Annotated in this window: 16 protein-coding genes; 4 read left to right on the top strand and 12 right to left on the bottom strand. The window is 70.6% G+C overall.

What is annotated here, in order from left to right:
* Positions 1-181 precede the first annotated feature (181 nt).
* The 3 genes from ACGF3C_RS11840 to ACGF3C_RS11830 form a co-directional block, all read right to left on the bottom strand.
* A complete protein-coding gene (locus ACGF3C_RS11840) occupies positions 182-3,190 on the bottom strand; it encodes a fibronectin type III domain-containing protein (protein WP_393221231.1) in 3,009 nt (1,002 codons plus the stop codon).
* A gap of 161 nt (positions 3,191-3,351) precedes the next feature.
* Positions 3,352-3,582, bottom strand: a complete 231-nt coding sequence (locus tag ACGF3C_RS11835; protein WP_354942245.1) for a DUF2188 domain-containing protein — start codon at positions 3,580-3,582, stop codon at positions 3,352-3,354.
* Positions 3,583-3,654: 72 nt separating this feature from the next.
* On the bottom strand, positions 3,655-4,314 hold the full coding sequence (locus tag ACGF3C_RS11830) for a M23 family metallopeptidase (RefSeq protein WP_393221228.1): 660 nt from the start codon (positions 4,312-4,314) through the stop codon (positions 3,655-3,657).
* A 122-nt stretch (positions 4,315-4,436) separates the two neighbouring features.
* Between ACGF3C_RS11830 and ACGF3C_RS11825 the strand changes: the two genes are divergently transcribed.
* The 3 genes from ACGF3C_RS11825 to ACGF3C_RS11815 are packed head-to-tail and all read left to right on the top strand — an operon-like array spanning position 4,437 to position 8,173.
* On the top strand, positions 4,437-6,878 hold the full coding sequence (locus ACGF3C_RS11825) for a PEP/pyruvate-binding domain-containing protein (RefSeq protein WP_393221226.1): 2,442 nt from the start codon (positions 4,437-4,439) through the stop codon (positions 6,876-6,878).
* Complete coding sequence (locus tag ACGF3C_RS11820; protein WP_393221223.1) at positions 6,875-7,540, top strand: hypothetical protein; 666 nt, start codon at positions 6,875-6,877, stop codon at positions 7,538-7,540. Before ACGF3C_RS11825 ends, ACGF3C_RS11820 begins: the two co-directional genes overlap by 4 nt.
* A gap of 51 nt (positions 7,541-7,591) precedes the next feature.
* A complete protein-coding gene (locus ACGF3C_RS11815; RefSeq protein ID WP_357230091.1) occupies positions 7,592-8,173 on the top strand; it encodes a TetR family transcriptional regulator in 582 nt (193 codons plus the stop codon).
* A 23-nt stretch (positions 8,174-8,196) separates the two neighbouring features.
* Here the strand turns inward: ACGF3C_RS11815 and ACGF3C_RS11810 are convergent, their stop codons facing one another.
* The 6 genes from ACGF3C_RS11810 to ACGF3C_RS11785 all read right to left on the bottom strand — a co-directional run bounded on the left by ACGF3C_RS11810 (position 8,197) and on the right by ACGF3C_RS11785 (position 16,253).
* Positions 8,197-9,570, bottom strand: a complete 1,374-nt coding sequence (locus ACGF3C_RS11810; protein WP_393221219.1) for an N-acetylmuramoyl-L-alanine amidase — start codon at positions 9,568-9,570, stop codon at positions 8,197-8,199.
* Between the two features lie 66 nt (positions 9,571-9,636).
* Entirely contained in the window at positions 9,637-10,800 is a 1,164-nt protein-coding gene (locus ACGF3C_RS11805; RefSeq protein WP_393221216.1) for a peptidoglycan DD-metalloendopeptidase family protein, read from the bottom strand.
* A gap of 152 nt (positions 10,801-10,952) precedes the next feature.
* Positions 10,953-12,314: a hypothetical protein gene (locus ACGF3C_RS11800; RefSeq protein WP_393221213.1), complete on the bottom strand. Its 1,362-nt coding sequence runs from the start codon at positions 12,312-12,314 to the stop codon at positions 10,953-10,955.
* A gap of 14 nt (positions 12,315-12,328) precedes the next feature.
* Positions 12,329-13,855: an alkaline phosphatase D family protein gene (locus ACGF3C_RS11795; protein ID WP_393221210.1), complete on the bottom strand. Its 1,527-nt coding sequence runs from the start codon at positions 13,853-13,855 to the stop codon at positions 12,329-12,331.
* 122 nt (positions 13,856-13,977) lie between these two features.
* Complete coding sequence (locus ACGF3C_RS11790; protein ID WP_393221207.1) at positions 13,978-14,961, bottom strand: TolB family protein; 984 nt, start codon at positions 14,959-14,961, stop codon at positions 13,978-13,980.
* On the bottom strand, positions 14,958-16,253 hold the full coding sequence (locus tag ACGF3C_RS11785) for an MFS transporter (RefSeq protein WP_393221204.1): 1,296 nt from the start codon (positions 16,251-16,253) through the stop codon (positions 14,958-14,960). The genes ACGF3C_RS11790 and ACGF3C_RS11785 overlap by 4 nt, the downstream gene beginning before the upstream one ends.
* A 213-nt stretch (positions 16,254-16,466) precedes the next feature.
* On the opposite strand from ACGF3C_RS11785, the gene ACGF3C_RS11780 reads away from it, so the two are divergent.
* Positions 16,467-17,846, top strand: a complete 1,380-nt coding sequence (locus tag ACGF3C_RS11780; RefSeq protein WP_393221201.1) for a DNRLRE domain-containing protein — start codon at positions 16,467-16,469, stop codon at positions 17,844-17,846.
* A 167-nt stretch (positions 17,847-18,013) separates the two neighbouring features.
* Here the strand turns inward: ACGF3C_RS11780 and mmsB are convergent, their stop codons facing one another.
* The 3 genes from mmsB to chvE form a co-directional block, all read right to left on the bottom strand.
* Positions 18,014-19,264: a multiple monosaccharide ABC transporter permease gene (gene mmsB / locus ACGF3C_RS11775; protein WP_091401175.1), complete on the bottom strand. Its 1,251-nt coding sequence runs from the start codon at positions 19,262-19,264 to the stop codon at positions 18,014-18,016.
* Entirely contained in the window at positions 19,261-20,799 is a 1,539-nt protein-coding gene (gene mmsA, locus ACGF3C_RS11770) for a multiple monosaccharide ABC transporter ATP-binding protein (RefSeq protein WP_124860735.1), read from the bottom strand. Before mmsA ends, mmsB begins: the two co-directional genes overlap by 4 nt.
* An 84-nt stretch (positions 20,800-20,883) precedes the next feature.
* Positions 20,884-22,026 (bottom strand): multiple monosaccharide ABC transporter substrate-binding protein, encoded by a 1,143-nt coding sequence (gene chvE, locus ACGF3C_RS11765; protein WP_393221198.1) that lies wholly within the window; start codon positions 22,024-22,026, stop codon positions 20,884-20,886.
* Positions 22,027-22,277 lie beyond the last annotated feature (251 nt).

Below are 22,277 nucleotides of genomic sequence, written 5' to 3'. Positions count from 1 at the left end.
CGCCCCATTCCATCTGCCCGGCCGTTCCCCGGAACGGCCGGGCAGCATCGTTTCGCGAGTCGATCATGCACCTGTGGTGCCCGACTTGAGGGCGACAAGACCGATTCGCCACCCACCACAACTCCATGATCGACGGAGCTGGGGCGGGAGCGGGGGCGGGGGCCGGGGGCCGGGGGGGTAGCTAGATGACGGAGTGCGTCACGACCGACACGTAGTTGCCGACCACCACCCCGGACGGGAGGTTCACGAACAGCGTGGGGTTCCAGGTGGCGGAGTTCGGGCCTCCCGCCTGGCCGGACCATCCCGCGGCCACCCGCGGGGTGTTCAGCACCGCCCCGGGCTGCGGGACGAACGATCCGACCCCGGTGCTGGCGAGGGCGGGGCCCGAGGCGTACGTGATGTTGCTGTTGGGGATGGTCTCGCCCCCCGAGCCGGAGCCGGTGGTGAAGCTCGTGCTGGAGACGACGCTGACCCAGTTGCCGGAGAAGGGGCCACGGTCGTCGGTGACGGTCACCGGGCCGAGGTGGCCCGAGACGCCGGTGGTGCCCGAGGTGACGGTGCCAAGCGCCGAGATCGCCGGGACGCTGATGGAGAGTCCACCGAGCGGGGTGATGACCAGGTCGACCGGTCGGGTCGCGGACTGGTCGAACGAGTCGGTCACCCGGACGGTGAACGGGAACGTCCCGGACACTGTGGGCGTGCCGGAGAGCAGGCCCGTGACCGGGTCGAGGGTCAGCCCGGCGGGCAGGCTCCCGGCGCTGACCGACCAGGTGAACGGGCCGGTGCCGCCGGTCACCGTGAGCTGATACTGGTACGGCTCGTACGCCTTGCCGGGTGGGGGCGGTGGGAAGGTCAGCGTCGGTGGCGCGTTGACCGTCACCGGCCCGGAGGGGGCCGACTGCGGGCCGGTCCCGCCGGCGTTCGTCGCGGCCACCCGGAAGGTGTACGTGGCACCGGCGGTCAGCCCCGTGACGACCTGGGTCGTGGCGGTTCCGCTGAAGACCCGGGGTGTCTGCGCCACCCCGTTGAGGTATGGCGTCACCGTGTAACCGGTGATCGGCGACCCCCCGTTGGCCGGGGCGGTCCAGCTCACCCTGGCGGCGTTGGTGCCGGCGGTGGCCGAGGTGTTCGTCGGTGCTCCCGGCACTGTGTACGGCACCACCGCCGCCGAGGGTGGGCTGGCCGCGCCGGTGCCGAACGCGTTCACCGCCGCCACGCGGAAGGCGTACGACGAGCCTGCGGTGAGCCCGGTCAGGGTGCGGCTGGTGGTGGAGGCGTCGAAGGTCAGGGTCGGTTGGGTGACGCCGTCCCGGATCGGGGTGATCAGGTAGCTGGTGATCGGGCTGCCGTTGTTGTCCGGCGCGGTCCAGCTCACTGTGGCGCTGGTGACGCCCGCGACCGCTGTGGGGGTGGTGGGCGTGCCCGGTGTGGAGGCGTAGACGAAGTTCGCCGACCCGGCCGAGCCTCGGGTGATGACGCTGACCGTGACCGTCGCCGGGCCGGACCGGGCGGGCATGGAGGAGATGGCGAGGGTGCCGTTGGGATTCACTGTGAAACAGCCGGCGGCCGGGCCGGAGGTGCACGGCAGCAGCAGCACCGACGTGCCGGCCTGCTGTTCGGCGGCCGTACCGATGGTGATCGCGGTGGCGCCGGCGAGGTTGCTGCCGCCCACGGTGACCGGAACACCTCCGGAGACGGAGCTCTGGGCCGGGGTGACGGTGATGCCGCTCGGCGCGGTGGCCGGCGCGACAGGTGTGGTGCCGGTGGCGATGCCGGGGTTGGCGTCGATCGACGACGAGGTCGCGACTGTCGTGGTCTGGATCTGCGTCGGTGTGACACCGGTGCCGGTGACTGTCGCGACGACGGTGATGGGCGGCAGGGAGGTGCCGCCGGCGAACGGGCCGTTGCTGTTGGTGCAGGTGACGGTCTGTCCGGACGGTGCGGCGCAGACCCAGCCGGAGCCGTACGCGGCGCGGGGGACGACACCGGCGGGGACGGTCTGGGTGACCGAGATGGGCGAGGTCTCGGTGGCGCCGGCGTCGACCCCGGCGGTGATCGAGTAGGTGACCGGGTCACCGGGTTGCGGGGAGGCGCCGACGGAGCTGGTCTGTGACACGTTCAGGTCGGGCACCGGGTTGAAGCTGACCGCTTGAGCGTTGTCGACCTCGTGGAAGTCGGTGACCGAGCCGGTCGAGCCCACCCAGCCGAAGGCGAGTTGCCGTGGGTAGCCGCTGGCGTTCAGCCAGGTCGGTGACGGGTACAGGCTGGGCGACACGACCGGAAGCGCGCCTGACAGGGTCCGGGCGGCCCCGCCGACCGGGGTGAACCTGACCCGGTACTGACCGGCCGGAGTGGTGATACCGGAGTCGGTGGTGAACGGCGACGAGGTGGTGTTGATGACGACCTCGACCGGCACCACGGACGCGGCCCGGGTGCTGGCCCGCAGCGGCAGGGCGGGTGCCGAGGTGCTGACTGCGGTGCTGTCGATGGCGCAGTAGCCGACGCCGTTGCGGCCCGGCCCGCGGATCACGACCTGGCCGGGGACCCGACCGCCGGTGGTCGAGATGTACGGCGGGTTGGTGCAGCCGGTGCCCTGGTAGGTGCTGTTGCTGAAGTTGCCGAAGACGTCGAAACCGACGCCCATGTAGCCGTTGGAGAGTCCCGCGGACACGCCGTTGAACGCCGCCGAGTAGCCCAGCGAGCCGCCCGACGGGCCGAGGGTCGACGGGGACCTAGGGTTGGCGGGGTCCACCGCGGCCAGCGCGAAGGCCAGGCCGTCGGCGCCCGGGCTCGTGCCGCCGTACTGGTAGGTGTTGAAGGTGAGGTGCAGGCCCTGCGAGGTGGGCACGCTCACCGCGCCGAACACTCCGCCCTGCCGGTTGATGGTGGCGGGGGTGAGGCGCAGTTTGCCGGCGCCCTGCGGGTCGGTGGAGGTGGTGCAACTGAGCAGCGGGCCGATGGTGGAGTTGCCGGCCGCGCTCAGGCAGGCGGCGTTCGTGGCGAGGAGGCCGGGCACCGCGGGTACCGCCACAGCGCCGATGCCGTTCGGTGTGTTGTTGTGGAAGGGTTGGTCGAACAGGACGGAACCGGCCGCCAACGCCGGGAGGGGCGCGACCGCGAGAACTCCCACGGTCACGGCTACCGCCAGTGTTGCGATGCTGCTCGGACGACGCCGGCCCCGAAACGACATGTCCACTCCCAGCTTTCACTCCAGCCCCGAGCTGGACTATATCCCCCAAAAACACCCATATTCCTCGTACGGGGATAAAGCTGACCTGGGGCTCGGCGCCCAGAAACGCACCGACCTCCTCGGCATGGCCGAGGAGGTCGGTGCGCCGGGGCTGGGAGCTGTCAGCCCTCGATGTCGCGGGGGTCACGGCTGCGGGGGTAGGTGTTCTTCTCCCCGATCGTGCCGTCCTGCTTCTTGATCACGTGTTCGACACCGCGGTCGGCCGCCATCTCGCGGCCCTGAGCCTGCGCATCGGCCTTCACGTCATGCGTGCTGGTGGCCCGCTCGTGGCCCTCCGGCTTGTTCTTCCACTGCCCGTCCTCGTGGTACGTGTCGACGTCACCCTTGGCCATGGCCGGCTCCTCCCTGCGTCGGAACTGTCTCCCGAATCAGTGCCCCCAGCCGTGCGGAGCAAACCGGATTCCTCAGGAGACGGCCGGGCAGTTGTTGCTCACCCGCCGGAGGATCTGTTCGCGTTCGTCGGTGGTGATGCCCGACGGCGCGCCGTCGAAGTGGGTCTCGACCTTCTCCCATCCGCGGCGCTGCTCGTAGTGCAGGTGCGGCGCGCCGGAGTTGCCGGTGCTGCCGAGCCGTCCGATCTGGTCACCCTGGGCCACCTTCTGGCCGACGGTGACCAGTGGTGGTTCGAGCATGTGCAGGTACTGCGTCTCCCACTTGCCGCCGTGGTCGATCTTCACCCAGTAGCCGCCGCCACGCCCCCGCGGGCCTTCCGGGTTCTCCGGGTTGCGGCCGCCCAGCGAGCCGTTGATGCCCGCCACTGTGACAGTGCCGGCGTACGACGCGAGCACCGGCCGCCCCCACGTCTCGCCCTCGACCGGGAAGAAGTCGACGTCGTAGTCGTCGTGACCGGGGTAGGTGCTGAGCTGCCACGTCTCGCCGCAGGTCACCGGCATCTGGAAGAGCGGGCGCGGACCGGCCGGTCGCAGCATCGGCACCGCGACCACCGCGACACCCACGAGGGCCGCCACCGCGACGAACGCGAGCAGGATGCGGATGGCACGGCTTCGAGGGCGGCGGTGGGAGCGGGATCTGGTGGGGCGACCGGTCGTCACCGGGCCGAGCATGGCAGATCCGGGCAACCTCGCGGCTCCGAGGTGGCACCCCCACAGCCGTGACATTGCACTCGAATCGCAAACGAGATACCGTCAGATGCAATGCAGTTGTATTGCAACGAGAGTGGGCTCCCATGCACGTGATCGCATTGTCCGAGGTGACCGCCGCCATGACCGCCCTGGTCGGGGGCAAGGCGGCCGGGCTGGGCGAGCTGATCCGGCACGGCGAACAGGTCCCCGACGGCTTCTGCGTCACCACCGAGGCACACCGACTCGGCGTCGTCCCCACCGCCGAGGTCGTCGCCGCGTACCAGCGGCTCGGCGCGGGCCCGGTGGCGGTGCGCTCCAGCGCGACCGCCGAGGACCTCCCGGACGCGAGCTTCGCCGGGCAGCAGGACACCGTCCTCGACGTCACCGGCACCGACGAGCTGATCGCCGCCATCGAGAAATGCTGGGCTTCGCTGCACAGCGACCGGGCGACCGCCTACCGCGACGCCCGCGGCATCGATTCCCAGACAGTGCGGATGGGCGTCGTCGTGCAGCGCATGGTCAGACCCACTGTTGCGGGAGTGCTGTTCACCGCGAACCCGCTGACCGGGCGCCGCGACGAGATGGCCGTCGACGCCGCCGCCGGCCTCGGCACCACAGTGGTGGACGGCGCAGCCGCCGTCGACCACTACATTCTCGACGACGTCACGCGCGCCGAGGCCGGATGCCTGACGTCCCCGCAACTGGCCCGCCTCCGCGCCACGGGCGAGCGGTTGCAGGCCCACTTCGGCTGCCCACAGGATGTCGAGTGGGCGATCGACGCGGAGGACGTGCTGTGGCTCCTCCAGTCCCGGCCGATCACCAGCCTGTTCCCCGCCCCACCGTCCAGCGAGAAGCCCCTCCCCCGCGTCTACCTGGAGTTCGGACACGTCCAGGGCATGCTGCAACCGGTCACCCCGATGGGCATGTCGACCCTGCGCAGGCAGATCGCCGCGATGCTCGCCGCGCTCGGGGTACGTGTCGAGATCGTCGACATCGGGGGTCGCCTCTACGGCGACCTGACCGACCTCGCCCGCGACCGGTCGTCCCGCAAGCGGCTGGTGAAGCTCCTGGCTGTCGACTTCGGGCCGCGCGCCCAGGCGGTGATGCAGCACGTGCTGGCGGATCCCCGGTTCGCCCCGACCAGCGGCGGCGACCGGCGCGGTGGGGCATCGGGAGCCGCGTCGCTGCGGACGGCCCGTCGCGCGGTGGCGGGGATCCTGCGGGCGCTGGCCCGTCCCGAGGCCGCGCGGACCCGGATGTTCGAGGCGATCGAGCAGCTGAGGGTGAGCTCAGCCGCCCCCGCCGACCTGCGTACCACCGGTGACCGGCTGCGCTTCGTGCAGGAGCAGGACGCCGACGCCGACGACACCGCCGACGCGATCATGTGGCCGATCGTCGCCGGGATGCTCGCCGCCGCCCTGCCGACCGCGCTGCTCAAGGGCGTCGCCGGCCCGGACGAGATCCACACCGTGCTGGGCGGCATGCCGCACAACGTCACCATCGAGATGGACCTGGCCCTGTGGCGGCTCGCCCAGGGCGTGGGCGACCACCGCCGGCTTCTCCTCGACACCCCGCCGGTCGAGTTGGCCGCACGCCACCTGCACGGGACGCTGCCCGACATCGGCATGGCGGCCTTCCTGGACGTCTACGGTCACCGGGGCGTCGCCGAGGTCGACCTCGGGGTGCCGCGTTGGGCGGAGGACCCCACGCCGGTCTTCGCCGCGGTCGCCAACTACCTGCGGGTGACCGATCCGCAACAGGGTCCCGACCAGCGCTTCCAACGGGCCGCCTCAGCGGCGGAGACAGCGCTGGAGGAGTTGGGCACCCGAGCTCGCCGACGGCGGCCGGTGCGGGGCCGGCTCGCCGGTTTCCTGTTGCGCCGCGCGCGATCGTTGGCCGGCCTGCGCGAGGCCGGCAAGTTCGCCGGGCTGTACCCGCTGCGCGAGACCCGTCGCCAACTGCTGCTCATCGGCGCCGACCTGCACACCCACGGGTTGCTGGAGCAGCCCGACGACATCATGTTCCTGACCCTCGACGAGGTGCACACCGCCGTACACCAGGGTGTTGATCTGCGCGGCACCGTCACCGCCCGGCGGGCGGTGCACCGCCGGGAGCTGCGGCGTCGGACCGTGCCGGTGGCACTGCTCTCCGACGGTACGGATGTCGAGACCGTCCTGCCGGCGGCATCGACCGGCGACGGGACGCTCGCCGGAGTGGGCGCGTCGGCGGGCCGGGTGACCGGCCCCGCCCGGGTCGTGCACGACCCGGGCACCGCCCACGTCGAGCCCGGCGAGGTCCTGGTGGCCGCGACCACGGACCCCGGCTGGACCCCGCTGTTCCTCACCGCGGCGGCGCTGGTCACCGAAACCGGCGCGATCATGGCGCACGGCCCGACAGTGGCCCGTGAGTACGGCATTCCCGCCGTCATCTGCGTGCCGGACGCCACCCGGACCATCACCACCGGGCAGCTCGTCACGGTGGACGGCGGTGCCGGAACCGTCACGCCGCACGGACCGTCGACCCCCGAGCGAGTAGGACGACCATGACCGACACGAGGACACCGACCAGGGCGCGGGTGGGCCCGCTGCTGCGTCGGGCGGCCGAGGCCGAGGCCGCGACGTGGCGCAGCCTGTACGTGTGGGCGCGGCGTCGTCCACTGCCGCTGGGGCCCGGCGACGAGCCGTTCGGCTACCTCGGCGTGGTCAAGCCGATCCTGGGCATCTTCATCGGCCTGTCGGTCGTGGAGATCCCGATCTTCGACGTGGTGGTCACCCACGTGGTGCCGTGGCGGCCCGCCCGCTGGATCGTTCTGGGCCTCGGCATCTGGGGTCTGCTCTGGATGATCGGCCTGTTCGCCAGCATGACGATCCACCCCCACGTCGTGGGCGACCGGGGCCTGCGGGTGCGGCTCAGCTCGGGCATCGACATCTGGGTCCCGTGGACGGACGTCGAGGCGCTGCGCAAGCGCTACCGTTCGCTGCCGTCGAGCAGATCCGTGCAGGTCGAGCAGGAGGGCGACCGGCGGGTGGTGTCCATCTCGGTCGGCAGCCAGACCAGCATCGACGTCCTGCTGCGCCGGCCGCTGACCTTCGACCTGCCGAGGGCCGGGTCCACGCCGGTGAACGAGCTGCGACTGTACGCCGACGACCCGGACGGCCTGCTGCGCAGCGCGCGGGGCACTCCGGTGAGCCAGACCGTCAGCCGGTGACCACCGCGCTGGCGGAGTCTCCGGGCCACCCACTGTGAAACGATCGAGGCCATGCCCAAGAAGGTCGATCACCAGGAGCGACGCACCCTCATCGCGGACGCGCTGATGCGGGTCGCCGCGGATCAGGGCCTGGAGGCCGTCAGCCTTCGACACGTGGCCGCCGAGGCCGGGGTCTCGGCGGGGATGGTCCAGCACTACTTCCGGACCAAGGACGAGATGATGGCCTTCGCGTTGAGTGTGGTGCGGGAGCGCAGCCAGAGCCGGGTCACCGAGGCCGTGGCACAGCTGGGCGAGACCCCGTCACCTCGACTGCTGCTGCGTACGATGCTCGCCGCGCTGCTGCCGCTCGACGAAGGCACCCGCGACAACGGGCGGGTGGCGCTCGCGTTCCTCGCCTACACGGCGGTGCGACCGTCGGCCGCGCCCAGCCTGCACGAGGACACCGCGCAGTTCACCGGGTTCATCGCCAGCGTCCTGCCCGACCGGCACGGCGTCGCCGCCGCGGCCGGCCTGCTGGCGCTGATGGAGGGGCTCGGTGTCTACCTGCTGGGCGGGCAGTACACCGCCGAACAGGCGCTGGGCGCGCTGGACGCCCAGCTGGACCTGCTCTTCGGCTCGTCGGCGGCCGCCTGAGCGTTCGTGGTCGTACCGCGCCCTCAGCAGCGCGGCACGTTCGGGATGTACCCGTCGTAGCCGGTCAGCACGAAGGCGTCGGAGACGTAGCGGTTGGTGCCGATCCGGTTCCAGACGGCAGTCGTGCCGTACGGGCCGGTGACCGTGCTGCCGACGGCCTGGCAGTAGACGGCGACGGTGGCGCCGTCGGCGACCGAGCCGACGACCGGATAGCTGGCGCCGGGGCCGGAGCGCACGTTGAGGCTGGACGCCTCGGTGGTCACCGTGCCGGAGCCGATGCCGGTGATTCCATTCACCAGCTGCATGTAGTAGTTCCAGTTCCAGTTCGGGCCCGGGTCGGTGTGGGTGGCACCGGGCACCTCACTGTGGGCGATGATGTGCGCCCTGTCCCGGGGAATGCCGTACTTCGCGGCGAGGCTGCGGGTGAGCGCGGCCGAGGCGCGGTACATCGCGTCGGTGAACCAGGCGGGGTTGTCGATGAACCCCTCGTGCTCGATGCCGATCGACCCGGTGTTGTAGGTCCAGTTGCCGGCATGCCAGGCGATGTCCTTCTCCCGCACCGACTGGGTGACGGCCCCGTCGGAGGAGCGGAAGGTGTAGTGCGCGCTGGCCTGGGCGGCCGGGTTCTGGAACCAGCTGACGGCGCCGGCGTACGAGCCCTGCGTCAGGTGGATCACGATGCGGGTGACCGGGTGACTGCCCGGTCGACTGGCCACCGTGTAGTTGCTCGTGCTGGCCGGCGCCCACGCGGCCGGCCCGTAGTCGGTGCTCAAGGTGCCGATCCCGCCGAGCACGGCGGCCCGCTCCAGGCCACCCCGCCGGGGCGCGACCGGTCGCCCAGCCACCGCCTCACCGCGCTCGGTGAACCCGGTCCGCAGCAGGTCGTAGACGGTGTCGGCGTAGAGCCGCGCGACCGACGCCTCGCTGGCGCCGCCGTACCGGGCTACCGCTCCGTACCAACCGTTCACGTCGTCGCGCGTCGCGGCGGTGAGGCCGGCCTGATCGGCGTACGAGCGCAGCACGGCTGCCGCCCCGAGCACGTTCGCCGCGGGTTCGGTCCGCAGCGCGGCCGGACTGAGCCGGGTGAGCGCGGCAGCCTCGTCCAGGGTGCGCACGCCGGGGGCGCTCGCCAGGTGCATCAGCCCGTGACCGCCCGCCGCGCTTGGTGTGCGGGCGTGCATGTCGAGCCGCGACTCGGCGTACCCCAGTGCCACCAGCAGGTCGCGTGGCACGTCGTACCGCGCGGCGGCGGTGTCGAACGCGACGGCGAGCGGGGCGGCCGGCGCTGACGTTCCACCGGGGTCGGCGACAGCCGGTGACGCGACCACGACGACTCCGGTCAGGGCGGTGGTCAGGGCGAGCAGGAGTCGGCCCCGGTGGAAGGTGCGAACGGACATGAGCCCTCCTTGCGGTGACTGCGGGTTGGCGGCCGGTGAGCCGCCAACCCGCAGGGATGGACCTCGTCAGCACCAGCCGTTGATCGGACCGTTCACACCGGTCGACAGGTAGGCGTCGGACACCCAACTGCCGTCGCTCAACCTGTTCCAGAGCGCCGTGGTGCCGTACCGGCCGGTGTGGGAGGTGCCGTTGGCGGAGCAGGAGATGGTGACCGTTGCTCCGTCGGCCACCGAGCCCAGCGAGCCGTAGCCGGTCCCCGGCCCGGCACGTCGGGTGAGCACCCCGCCGCCGTTCGCGTCGACGACCCCCTGGTTGAAGCCGAGCGCGCCGTAGTTGTACAGGCCGCCGCCGGCACCGGCCCAGGCCGACCCGTGCCGCGCCCCGCCCTGGTACGCGGCGGCGCCGTTGGCCAGTACCCACTTGCCGATGTCGTGGCCGGCGATCGGCACGTACGCGCTGTTCTGCCGGAGCCCGAAGTGGACGTGCCGGCCGTAGGCGGCTCCGCCGCAGGTGACGTCGGTGCCGGTGTTGCCCAGGACGGCGCCCTGGCCGACGCTGGCGCCGTTGACGGAGATGCTGTTCCACAGGTGGTAGTAGTCGGTCGAGTAGCCCCGGTCGTGAATGACCCGGATCCACCCCTGACACATCGTGTACGCCGCCCCGGCGCGGGCGGCGCGGACCACCTGGTCGCCACCGGCCAGGTCGACCGAGCTGTACGGCGACTCGGTTCCACCCCAGCCGTGCGGGCCGCTGGTGAGCGTCCACGTCTGGCCCACACCGAACGGCAGGGCCATTCCGGTCCGGTAGTCCCCGCCCGCGTACATCGGGGTGGGGGTTGTGGTGAGCACGCTCTTCTCCTGGCTTGTCATCAGGGGCGACTCGGCGGCCAGCGCACCGAAGGTGGCCTCGCCGTCGAAGGCGATGCGCCACCCGGCGGGCTCGGACCGGGCGATGAAGATCGACCCGGTCGGGTGGGCGTCCTTCTGTCGGGGCGCGAGCGCGACGGCGGTGCCGAACGCCCACCGGCCGCTGGTGCGGCTGACGGTGATTCGGGTCTCCGGTTGGGCATCGGCGGCGGACAGCTCGGCGGTGCCGAGCAGTTTGGCGGTCACGGCACTGGTGAGCGTGGGGATCACGGCCGCGGCGGCACTGGGCGCGGCCCCGATCAGGCTCGTGACCGTCATCAGGGCCGCGGCGACGCCGCCGGCCAATCGTCGACCGTGTTTCATCGTGCCCTCACTTCCGACGGGTCCAGGCCGGAGCGATGGGGCACCCGCGGCCACCAGGGGTTGAGGTACTGCGGGTTGACCAGGGGCTATCGCACGACCACGGAGACGGACATCAATATTGATGACGATTGTTGTGTAGTAAAAAGTCGAAGTCAACGCCCCAACCGAAGGTTTTCTTCATCGTCTGATTCCGCGCGGCCGTCTGCTGCCCTGGTGCCCCGCGCCTTCAGACGGCGCAGCTCGTCGGCGGACATCAGCCAGGTGGAGTTCGTCGTACCCAGGCCGAGGAGCACCTGGTCGAAGGTGTTGCCGTCGTTGTCGTCGGTGTAGCAGACGGTCACCTCGCCCCAGGGCGACGCGGCGACGGCGAAGTGCTCCTGGCGACCCGTCGTGGTCTGGCTCAGCGCCTGGGCCGCCAGCCGGCCGGTGGACGTGCCGTCCGGGTTGAGGCCACGGGCCCAGACGTCCGGGTTGACGCCGGACACCGTCCAACCCACCACCACGTTGTCCTGGTCGTCGATGCCGACCCCCGGAGCGATGGCACCGGTTCCGGTGGAGACCGGGACCTCGTCGTGCCGGGCCGTGCCCGCGGCGGTGAACGATCGGGCCCAGACACCCCGGGTGCCGGTGTGGTCGGATTCCCACCCGACAGTGAAGTCACCGGCGAAGTTCGCCGCCACCGAGGCCCGCTGCTGCTGCCCGCCGCTCTGCGCGTTGGCCGTCCGCCGCGACAGCGCCACGGCACCGTTGGACCGGGCCAGCCGGGTCAGCCCGATGTTGTACGAGCCGTTGGCGTCGGCGTCCTCGTCCCAGACCACCACCGCCTCGCCGGAGGCGGACACCGCAACGTCGGGACGGTGGTGCGTGCCCGTCGTCTGCGAGGCGGTCACCTCGTACGCCTTGGTGGTGGCGGCGGTGAAGCCGGCGGCCTTGACGGTGGCGGGAGCGGTGCCCTGCACGTCCTCCCAGACCACTGTGAAGCCGACGGCGGCGGCGTTGGTGGGCGCGCCGTCCGGGTCGACCGCGACCTTCGGCCAGATCTGCTGCCCGGCGTCGCTGGCGTTGACCTGCCCCGAGCCGAGCACCGCGCCGGCCGGCGACACCACCCGGTACTGGATGTTGTAGACGCCGTTGCCGTCGCCGTCGGCGGCCCAGACCACCACGGCGTTGCCCCGGTCGTCGAGCCCGACGTCGGGGCTGAGGTGCCGCCAGGCGGCCCCGCTGGTTCCCCCGGTCGAGAGCTCCAGCTCGTACGCCGGTGTGCCGTCGCGGAACAGCCGCAGGTAGATCTCGCTGTGGGTGTCGTCCTCCGGTGCGGTGCTGTCCCGGTCGTCCTCCCAGACCACGGCGACGTGGCCGTTGCGGTTCATGGCGATGGACGGCAGGTCCTGGTCGCCGGTGGCGACGCTGTTCGCGGTGGTCCAGGTGACCGCCTCGGCGGTCATGGCGGTCGGGCCGGGAACCACGTTCGGGATCAGCAGGGACGCGGTGAGCAGTGCGGTGATCGCGGTCATGGTGGCTCTCTCCCTTAGCCGGCCTGCAGGCCGGGCTGGCCGTCGAGGATGACGAACGAGCGCACCGTGGACGCCGCCGCGCCGTGCTCGGTCACTGTGTTCACCGCGCGGAAGTCCGCGCGGACCTGGCTGCGGGTGATGGTGGTACGGACGTAGCCACGCCGGTCCGAGTAGAACTTCAGGTGCGGATTGGCCGCCGCGTTCGGGACCGTGGTGCTGCCGCTGCCGTTGCCGGTCGAGCTGATCGAGGTGCAGACCAGCTCGGTGCCGACCGTCGCCGAGGAGGGGTTGGCGTAGTCGGCCTTGAGATCGTTGGCCCACGAACGGTGGACGTCGCCGGTGAGCACCAGGGGGTTGCGCACCCCACGCTGCTGCCACCCGCCCTGGATGCGGCTGCGGGAGGCCCGGTAGCCGTCCCACGCGTCCATGCTCGCCGCCCCGTTCGCGTCGAGCTGCTGGGCGAAGAAGACCTGCTGGCCGAGGATGTCCCAGGTGCTGTAGCGCTGGGCCAGCCCGTCGAGCAGCCACGCCTCCTGGGTGGCGCCGGTCAGCGACCGGGAGGCCAGGTCGGCGTCGGCGCAGACCTTCCAGCCGTCGCCACAGGCCTGGTCGTCGCGGAACTGCCGGGTGTCGAGCATGTGGAAGGTGGCGAGCTGCCCCCACCGGACCCGCCGGTACAGCGGGATGCTGTTGCCGTTGGCGGCGGACGCCGGCCGCAGCGGCATGTTCTCGTAGTAGGCCCGGTACGCGGCGGTGCGCCGGGCGGTCCACTGGGCTGCGGTCAGCGTGGGGCTGCTGTCGTTGCGGACCATGTTGGCGTAGTTGTTCTCCACCTCGTGGTCGTCTGGCACCACCAGCCAGGGTGCCGCCGCGTGGGCCGCCTGCAGGTCCGGGTCGGACTTGTACAGCGCGTAGCGGCGGCGGTAGTCGGCCAGCGACACGATTTCGGCGCCGACGTGTTGCCGCACCGTGGAGCTGCCGACGCCGCCCTCGTAGATGTAGTCGCCGAGGTGCAGGATCAGACCGGGGTTGTCCTCGGCCATCCGCCGGTACGCGGTGTAGTAACCGGCCTCGTAGTGGGCGCAGGAGGCGAAGGCCATCACCAGATCGCGGCCGAAGGAGCTGGGCGGCGGGGCGGTCCGGGTCCGCCCGACCGGCGAGATCTGCCCCTGGGCCCGAAACCGGTAGTAGTAGTCGGAGTCAGCGGCGAGCCCGCCCGCGATGGCGTGCACGGAGTGCGCGTCGGCGTACCGGGCGACCACCGAGCCGGAGGCGACCAGGGAGGTGAACCGGTCGGTGCTGGACACCTGCCACTCCACCGTCACGTCGGCGTTGGCCATGCCTCCCTGCCCGTCGGCGTTGAGCGGGGAGGGTGCCAGCCGGGTCCAGAGGACCACGCTGTCCGGTGCCGGGTCACCGGACGCCACACCGAGTTTGAAGGGGTACGGCACCGCTGCGCGGGCACCCTGGAGGGGTGTCACAGCGACTCCCGCGGTCACCAGTCCACCGAGGACGAAAATACGACGGCTCAGCCTTGTCATGGTCAACAGCCTCGGGAACGTCGATGAACGGCGATGGCTGCGCGGCGGAATCCCACATGACGGGCTGCTGTCCGCGCCAAGGCCTTCAGGTGTCCGGACCGCCGGGGCCGCGGACCGGACCGTCAGGTGAGCGGGGACGGCGACTCCGCGCCGGGGATGACAAGCGTCGGCGTGCCGGACCCGTCCGCCGGAACGCTCCAGACGTCGGGCTGGCCGTCGTCCCGGCGTAGCGTGTAGGCCAGCCTGCCGTTGTCCAGCCACGCGGCCTGGTCATCGACGCTGCGGACCTCGGCGGTCGCGGTGACCCGCATGCTCGGCAGGTCCAGGACCGACAGCCGCCAGCCCTTCGCCGGGTCGGCGTCGACCGCCTCCTTGAACGCGAGCCGGGTGCCGTCCGGTGACAGCGACGGGCATTCGACGTTCTCCTTCAGCGTCTCGACGGTACGAGCGGCGAGGTCACCCCGGACGAGGTATCTCCTGCCCCCGGTCGCCATCGTGGCGTAGAAGCGGTTGTCGTCGGCGGTGAAGGTGACGCCCCAGTAGTTGACGTCCGCGTTGCGGTAGCCCCGGCCGTCCCGGGTGATCGCGAACTCTTCGAGCGAGGCCGCAGTGGCGCCGGTGCGGGTGTCGAGGATTCCGGTGCGGGTGGAGAAGCCGCTGGAGGTGTACGAGTCGCCACCGACGAACGTCGTCCAGGAGACCATGCGGCCGGAGGCCGAGACCCGGGCCCGGTTCGGCAGACCCGGCACACTGACCGCCCTCGTCTGGCGCAGCGTCGCGTCGAGGACGACGACCTGGTACGACCACGCGGTCTCCGGCTTCAGGCAGACCCCGGTGCCGGCGGCCGCGTACACCCGGAGGCATTCCAGGCCGGCGATCGTGCGCGGCCCGGCGGGGTCGGTCGCGGCGACTGTGGAGACGTGCCGGTCGGTGATCGCCAGCAGGCGCGGCCCGGACGTCAAGGTGACCGCCTGCTCGGCGCCGGCGGGTGGCGGCGTCCGAGGAGCCTGCCCGGCCCTGGCGGCGTAGCCGGCCGCCACAGCGCCCAACAGCACGGCCGAGGCGACCACCACACCGAGCTTCGCTCGGGTCGACATCACGGTCATCGGGGCACCTTCCGGGTGGTGAGTCGGGACGGGGAGGCCAGCAGGAGCAGCGTGCCGACCAGGACGCCGGCGACGGCCACGGCCGCCGCGCGGATCGCGCTCTCCGGCCCCCATGCCTGCCAGGCCAGACCGAACAGCACGGAGGAGACGAGGTACGCGAGAGCCTGCCCGGTCTGCACCAACGCGATTCCGGTGGTCCGCAGACGCGCCGGCAGCACCGGACCGGCGAGCGCGATGAGGACCCCGTCGGTGGCCGCGTAGAAGGCGCCGTACAGGGTCAGCGCCACGGCGATCAGCGGCCAACCGTCGACCGGGCCGGCCAGCAGCAGGTACGTCGCGCCGAGGGCGGTGTAGCCGCCGATCACCACGGGCAGGCGACCGATCCGGTCGGCGAGTACGCCGAGTGGAGCGGCGAGCAGCAGGTACGCCAGGCTGGTTCCCACCGCGAGCAGCGGAAACCAGCGCAGGCCGAGGTCCATTCGGCGTTGCAGCAGCAGGTACACGAAGCCGTCGCCGATGGTGGCCAGCCCGAGCATCGCGGCGGCCAGCACCAGCCGCCGGGCCGGTCCTGCGCGCAGCAGCCCGAACGCCTCGCGGACGGAGACCTTCGCCTCGTTGGTCTCGTCCGCCGCCCCGCCGTCCACCCCCTCGCCGGGCGGCTGCTCCCTGACGAAGAGCACGAGCACCACCACGGCGAGGGCTGCGATGCAGAAGCTGGTGACGAACACCGCGTCGTACGACTGCCCGACGACCAGCAGGACCGCGAACGCGGCGAGTGGCCCGAGGAACGCGCCGACGCTGTCCATCGCCCGGTGCACCCCGAACGCCCGACCCAGCGCCTCCGGTGGCGTGGAGAGCGTGATCAACGCGTCACGCGGCGCGCTTCGCACCCCCTTGCCGATCCGGTCGACGGCGATGACGGCGCCGATCGCCGGGATCGACCGACCGGCGAGCAGCAGGCCGAGCTTCGCGACCGCCGAGAGCGCGTACCCGATGCCGGCGATCAGCTTGCGCCGCCGGAACCGGTCGGCGGCGAAACCACCGACGACCCGCAGCAGCGCGGTGGCGCCGGTGTGGACGCCGTCCAGGACGCCGAAGGCCACCGGGCTGAGGTGCAGGCCCAGCACCAGATAGAGCGGCAGGACCGCGGCCACCATCTCGGCCGACACGTCGGTGATCAGACTGACCGTGCCGAGCGCGACGACATTGCCGCTGACCATCGTGAACCGACGGCGGCGAGGCCCCGATCCTGGCTCATCGGCGACCGGTCGGGAGACGGTCGACAGGTACACGCGCATCTCCTCTGATCGACGGGCAGCCATCGTCCGTACTCAGTGGAGGCGGCACAACGCACCGCGGGTGGCATCCGGGCGAGGGACTGTTGAACAGGCTCCCAACAGCGAGGTGTTCGCCTGTCGGGACGCACTGTTCATCCGCCCGTCGCCCGCCGGCTCATCGACCTTCCTACATTCCTTGCGCTCTTCCCACGAGGTAAGGAGTCCTGGATGGACATTCGATTCCCCCGTCCGTCGGTGACGCTGGGGGTGGTCACGGTGATCGTCGCCGCGACCGCCGCCGTCGTCGTGACCGGCGCCGGCGCGGCGTCGGCGGCGAGCGTGACCTTCACGCCCGTTGCCGACACCTACGTCCAGAGCGACACGGCGGCCACCAACTACGGCACGTCCACGCAGGTCGTGGTCGACAACTCGCCCGTGCGGCGCTCGTTCCTGCGCTTCACGGTGAGCGGTGTCAGCGGCACGGTGACCGGTGCCAGGTTGCGACTGCGCACGATCAGCGGCAACAGCGGCAGCGACGCCGGTGGCACGTTCCGCCGGATGTCCAACACGACCTGGTCGGAGACCGGCACCACCTGGAACAACCAGCCGGCCATCGACGGGGCCACGCTCGGCACGATCGGCGCGGTCAGCGGCAACACCTGGTACGAGGTCGACGTCGCTGCCGCTGTCACCGGCAACGGCACGTACAGCTTCGGTGCCACCTCGACCAGCGGTGACGGCGCCTACTACGACACCCGCGAGAGCGGCGCTGACGCTCCGCAACTGGTGGTCACCACCGGCAGCACCACGCCGCCGCCGTCGGGCGACCCGGTCTTCGTCGGCGCCGGCGACATCGCCGACTCGGGCTCCGGCGACAGCGCCACCGCGACGCTGCTCGACAGCATCCCGGGAACGGTCTTCACCACCGGCGACAACGTCTACGACAGCGGGACGGCGTCGCAGTTCAACAGCTACTACGAACCCACCTGGGGTCGGCACAAGTCCCGCACCCGCCCGTCGCCGGGCAACCACGACTACAACACGTCGGGCGCGACCGGCTACTACAACTACTTCGGTACGTCGGCCGGCCCGAGCGGTCGCGGGTACTACTCGTTCGACCTGGGCAACTGGCACGTCGTGTCGCTGAACTCGAACATCAGCATGTCGGCCGGCTCGACGCAGGAGCAGTGGCTGCGCGCGGACCTGGCCGCCAGCAGCAAGCCGTGCACTATCGCGTACTGGCACCACCCGCTGTTCACGTCCAGCTCCAACCACGCGCCGTCGACGTCGACGCGCCCGCTGTACCAGGCTCTCTACGACTACAACGCCGACGTCGTGGTCTGGGGGCACAACCACGTGTACGAGCGGTTCGCCCCGATGAACCCGGCCGGTGGCGCCGACTCCAGCCGGGGTCTGCGCAGCTTCGTCGCCGGGATGGGCGGCGCCGGCCACTACGGCTTCGGCACCATCCAGCCCAACAGCGAGGCGCGCAACAGCTCGGCGTGGGGGCTACTGAAGTTCACCCTCCACTCCAACAGCTACGACTGGCAGTTCGTACCGGTAGCCGGCCAGACCTACACCGACACCGGCACCACCACCTGCCACTAACCCACCCCACCCCACCCAACCCCCCGTCGATCTTGCACTTTCTGTCCCGACTTCTGCCGCATAAGCCGCAGATCGTCGACACCAAGTGCAAGATCGCGGAGTCGGTTGGAACGCAGATGGCCCCTGACCGCGTCGCGGTCAGGGGCCATCCGGGTTTCGTGCGGGCGTCAGCGGGCGGTGCCGGCGCGACGCTTGTTGTAGACGTCGAAGGCGACCGCGACGAGCAGAACGAGACCCTTCACCACCGACTGGGTCGACTGGTCGATGCCCATCAGCTGCATGCCGTTGCTCATCACCGCCATGATCAGACCACCGACCATCGCGCCCACGACGGTGCCCACGCCGCCGGTGACCGCCGCACCGCCGATGAAGGCAGCGGCGATCGCGTCCAGCTCGAACATGTTGCCGGCAGCGGGCTGGGCGCCGTTGGACCGCGACGAGTAGATGACGCCGGCCACCGCCGCCAGGAAGCCCATGTTGACGAACATCCAGAAGTTGACGGTGCGGACCTTCACCCCGGAGAGCGCCGCCGCCGACAGGTTGCCGCCGATCGCGTAGACCTGCCGACCGAAGACGGTACGCCGGGTGAGCAGGCCGTAGACCAGCACCAGGACCGCCAGGATGATCAGCACGATCGGCAGCCCTCGGGCGTGCGCCAACTGCCAGGCGAAGTACATGAGGACCGCGCCGACCAGCACGACCCGGGCGACGAAGAGCGGGAACGACTCGACGGGCTGCTGGTAGCGGATACGCGCCACGCGGGTGCGGAAGCCGCTGACCGCGTAGCCGGCCACGGCGATGGCGCCGATCAGCAACGTGAAGGCGTCGAAGCCCTGCCCACCGAGCAGGCCGTTGAGGAAGCCCGCCGCGACCTGCTGGTACTCGGACGGGAACGGCGACAGCGAGATGTTGTCGAGCACCCGCAGGGTCAGACCCCGGAACAGCAGCATGCCGGCCAGGGTCACGATGAAGGCCGGAATGCCGGCGTACGCCACCCAGAAGCCGTGCCACGCGCCGACCGCGACGCCGACGACCAGCGCGGCCACGACGCCGATCCACCAGGGGTGACCCTGCTGGATCACCAGGACGGCGGAGACCGCTCCGGTGAGCGCGACGACCGACCCGACCGACAGGTCGATGTGCCCACCGATGATCAGGATGACCATTCCGATGGCGAGGACCAGGATGTACGAGTACTGGAGGACGATGTTGGTGATGTTGCCGGGGCTCAGCAACACCCCGTCGGTCAGGACCGCGAAGAGCGCGACGATGACGACCAGGGCGACGTAGATCCCGCTCTGCCGCAGGTTGTTCAACACCAGCGCCCGCAGGTCGCTCGTCCCGCTGTGCAGGGCGGCGCCGGGCGTGCTGTCCGGGGGCGTGGGGCGCTCCGTCGAAGGGGTCTTGATGCTGGTCATCCGACGAGCTCCTTGTCCTTGGTCATCAGCTCCATGAGGCTCTCCTGAGTCGCCTCGGCCACCGGCATCTCGCCGGTGATCCGGCCGGCGGCGAGGGTGTAGATGCGGTCGCACATTCCGAGCAGCTCCGGCAGCTCGGAGGAGATGACGATCACTGCCTTACCGGCGGCCACCAGCCGGTTGATGATCGTGTAGATCTCGTACTTGGCGCCGACGTCGATCCCGCGGGTGGGCTCGTCGAGGATCAGCACGTCCGGGTCGGTGAACAGCCACTTCGACAGCACGACCTTCTGCTGGTTGCCGCCGGAGAGCTTGCCGACCACCGCCATGACGCTCGGCGTGCGGATGTTCATCTCCTTGCGGCTCGTCTCGGCAACCTTGATCTCCTCGTTGCCGTTCACCCAGCCCAGGCGGGACAGCCGGTCCAGCGCGGCGGCGGACACGTTGCGCCGCACGTCGTCGATGAGGTTGAGCCCGTAGCGCTTGCGATCCTCGGTGACATAGGCGATGCCGTTGTCGATCGCCTCGGCGACGGTGCGCGCCTGCACCTCCCGCCCGTGGACGAAGAGTCGGCCCCGGATGTCGCGCCCGTAGGACCGACCGAACACGCTCATGGCCAGCTCGGTCCGACCGGCGCCCATGAGGCCCGCGATGCCGACGACCTCGCCGGCGCGTACGGACAGCCCGACGCCCTCGACGACCATCCGGTCCTGGACCGGGTGCCGCACCGTCCAGTCCTCGATGCGCAGGACCTCGTCACCGGGCGACGACTCGCGGTCGGGGTAGAAGCTGTCCAGGTCGCGCCCGACCATGCCGCGGATGATCCGCTGCTGGGTCACCTCGTCCGACCTCATGTCGAGGGTCTCCACGGCGCGCCCGTCACGGATGACGGTGGTCGAGTCGGCGATGGCGGTGATCTCGTTGAGCTTGTGCGAGATCATGATGCAGGTGATGCCCTGCTCCTTGAGCGCCCGCAGCAGGTCGAGCAGGTGCGCCGAGTCGATGTCGTTGAGCGCGGCCGTCGGCTCGTCCAGGATGAGCAGGCGCACCTTCTTCGACAGCGCCTTGGCGATCTCCACCAGCTGCTGCTTGCCGACCCCGAGCTGAATGACCGGGGTGACGGGGTTCTCGTGCAGCCCGACGGACGCCAGCAGCTTCGCTGCTTCGGCGTTGGCGAAGTTCCAGTCGATGAGCCCGCTGCGGCCGCGCCGCTCGTTGCCGAGGAAGATGTTCTCCGCGATCGACAGGTACGGCACCAGAGCGAGCTCCTGGTGGATGATGACGATGCCGTTGGCCTCGCTGTCGCGAATGCCGCGGAACTGCATCGGCTTGCCGTCGAAGAGGATCTCGCCGTCGTACGAGCCGGACGGGTAGACGCCGGACAGCACCTTCATCAGGGTGGACTTGCCGGCGCCGTTCTCACCACAGATGGCGTGGATCTCCCCGCGGCGCACTGCGAGGGTGACGTCCTCCAGCGCGGTCACGCCGGGGAAGGTCTTGGTGATGCGACGCATCTCGAGGATGGTGTCGTCCATGGTCACTGTCCTCCGTCAGGTCTGGACGCGTACGCGCCCAGGCGTCGGGCCCGGCGGGTGTGACCGCCGGGCCCGACGAGTGGCTTACTTCTTGGCCTGACCGGCGGCGACCTCTTCCGCCGTCCAGTAGCCGGAGTCGATCAGCGTCGCCTTGATGTCGTCCTTGTAGACGGTTGCGATCGGCAGCAGGTACGCCGGGACGACCTTGACACCGTTGTTGTACGTCTTGGTGTCGTTGGCCTGCGGCTCCTTCTTCTGCAGGAAGGCCTCGGCCGCGTTCACGGCCTGCTCGGCCAGCAGCCGGGTGTCCTTGAAGACCGTGGAGCTCTGCACGCCGTCGTTGATCAGCTTGATCGAGGCGATCTCCGCGTCCTGGCCGGTCACCACGGGGAGCTTCTTCGCGCCCTTGCCGTAGCCGGCGTTCTGCAGGGCGGTGATGATGCCGCGGGAGATGCCGTCGTACGGGGAGAGCACCCCGTCGACCTTCGAGCCGTCGTTGTAGCTGGAGGTCAGCAGGTTCTCCATCCGCTTCTGCGCGGTCTCCTGCTGCCACCGCAGGATGGCTACCTGCTCGGGGGTGGTCTGCTTGGACTTGACGACCAGCGTCCCGTCCTCGATGAACGGCTTCAGCGTGTCCATCGCCCCGCCGAAGAAGTACTGGGTGTTGTTGTCATCCAGCGACCCGGCGAAGAGCTCGACGTTCAGCGGCCCCTTGGCGGTGCCCTTCGAGCCGTCCTTGTTCAGCAGGCCGAGACCGACGAGCAGCGCGGTGCCCTGGGCGACGCCGACCTTGTAGTTGTCGAAGCTGACGTAGAAGTCGACGTCCTTGCTGCCACGAATCAGCCGGTCGTAGGAGATGACCGGGATCTTCGCGGCCGCGGCGGCCTGCAGCTGGCTGCTGAGGGCGGTGCCGTCGATCGCCGCGAGCACCAGAACATCGGCACCCTGGGTGATCATCTGGTCGACCTGCTGCGACTGCGTGGGGATGTCGTCGCCGGCGTACTGGAGGTCGACCTTGTAGCCCTTGGCCTCCAGCTTCGATTTCACCGCGTTGCCGTCGGCGATCCACCGCTCCGACGTCTGGGTCGGCATCGAAACACCGATGGTCAGGTCGCTCGGCTTCTCGTCGCCGGACTTCTCACCGCTGCCCGCACCCCCGCCGCTGCACGCCGCCAAACTCAGCGCGAGTGCCGCGCCGCCGAGAGCAACCAGGAATTTCCTGCCCACGGGCTTCTCCTCTCTGGACTCCCCCGCCGACTGCCGGGGCCCACTGTCATCTTTCGGGTAGTGTTAGCGCTCACATAGATTGCGTCAACACCAGATCCGAAATACCGGTGTCACGGTCTCGTAACGGAGCATCCAGGCGAGCGTAGCCATGTGGCCGATCCGCCGGAAGGGCAGGACGCGGCAACTCAGCGTGGTCGTCCGCCGCACTCTACAGACTGATGCCCGCGGACGACATCTGTCGTCCGCGGGCA

Origin of the sequence: Micromonospora sp. NPDC047762 (assembly GCF_043204655.1) — a bacterium.
GTDB lineage: Bacteria > Actinomycetota > Actinomycetes > Mycobacteriales > Micromonosporaceae > Micromonospora.
Note: the sequence above shows the minus strand (reverse complement) of the source record. Positions and strands in the feature narration are given on the sequence as shown.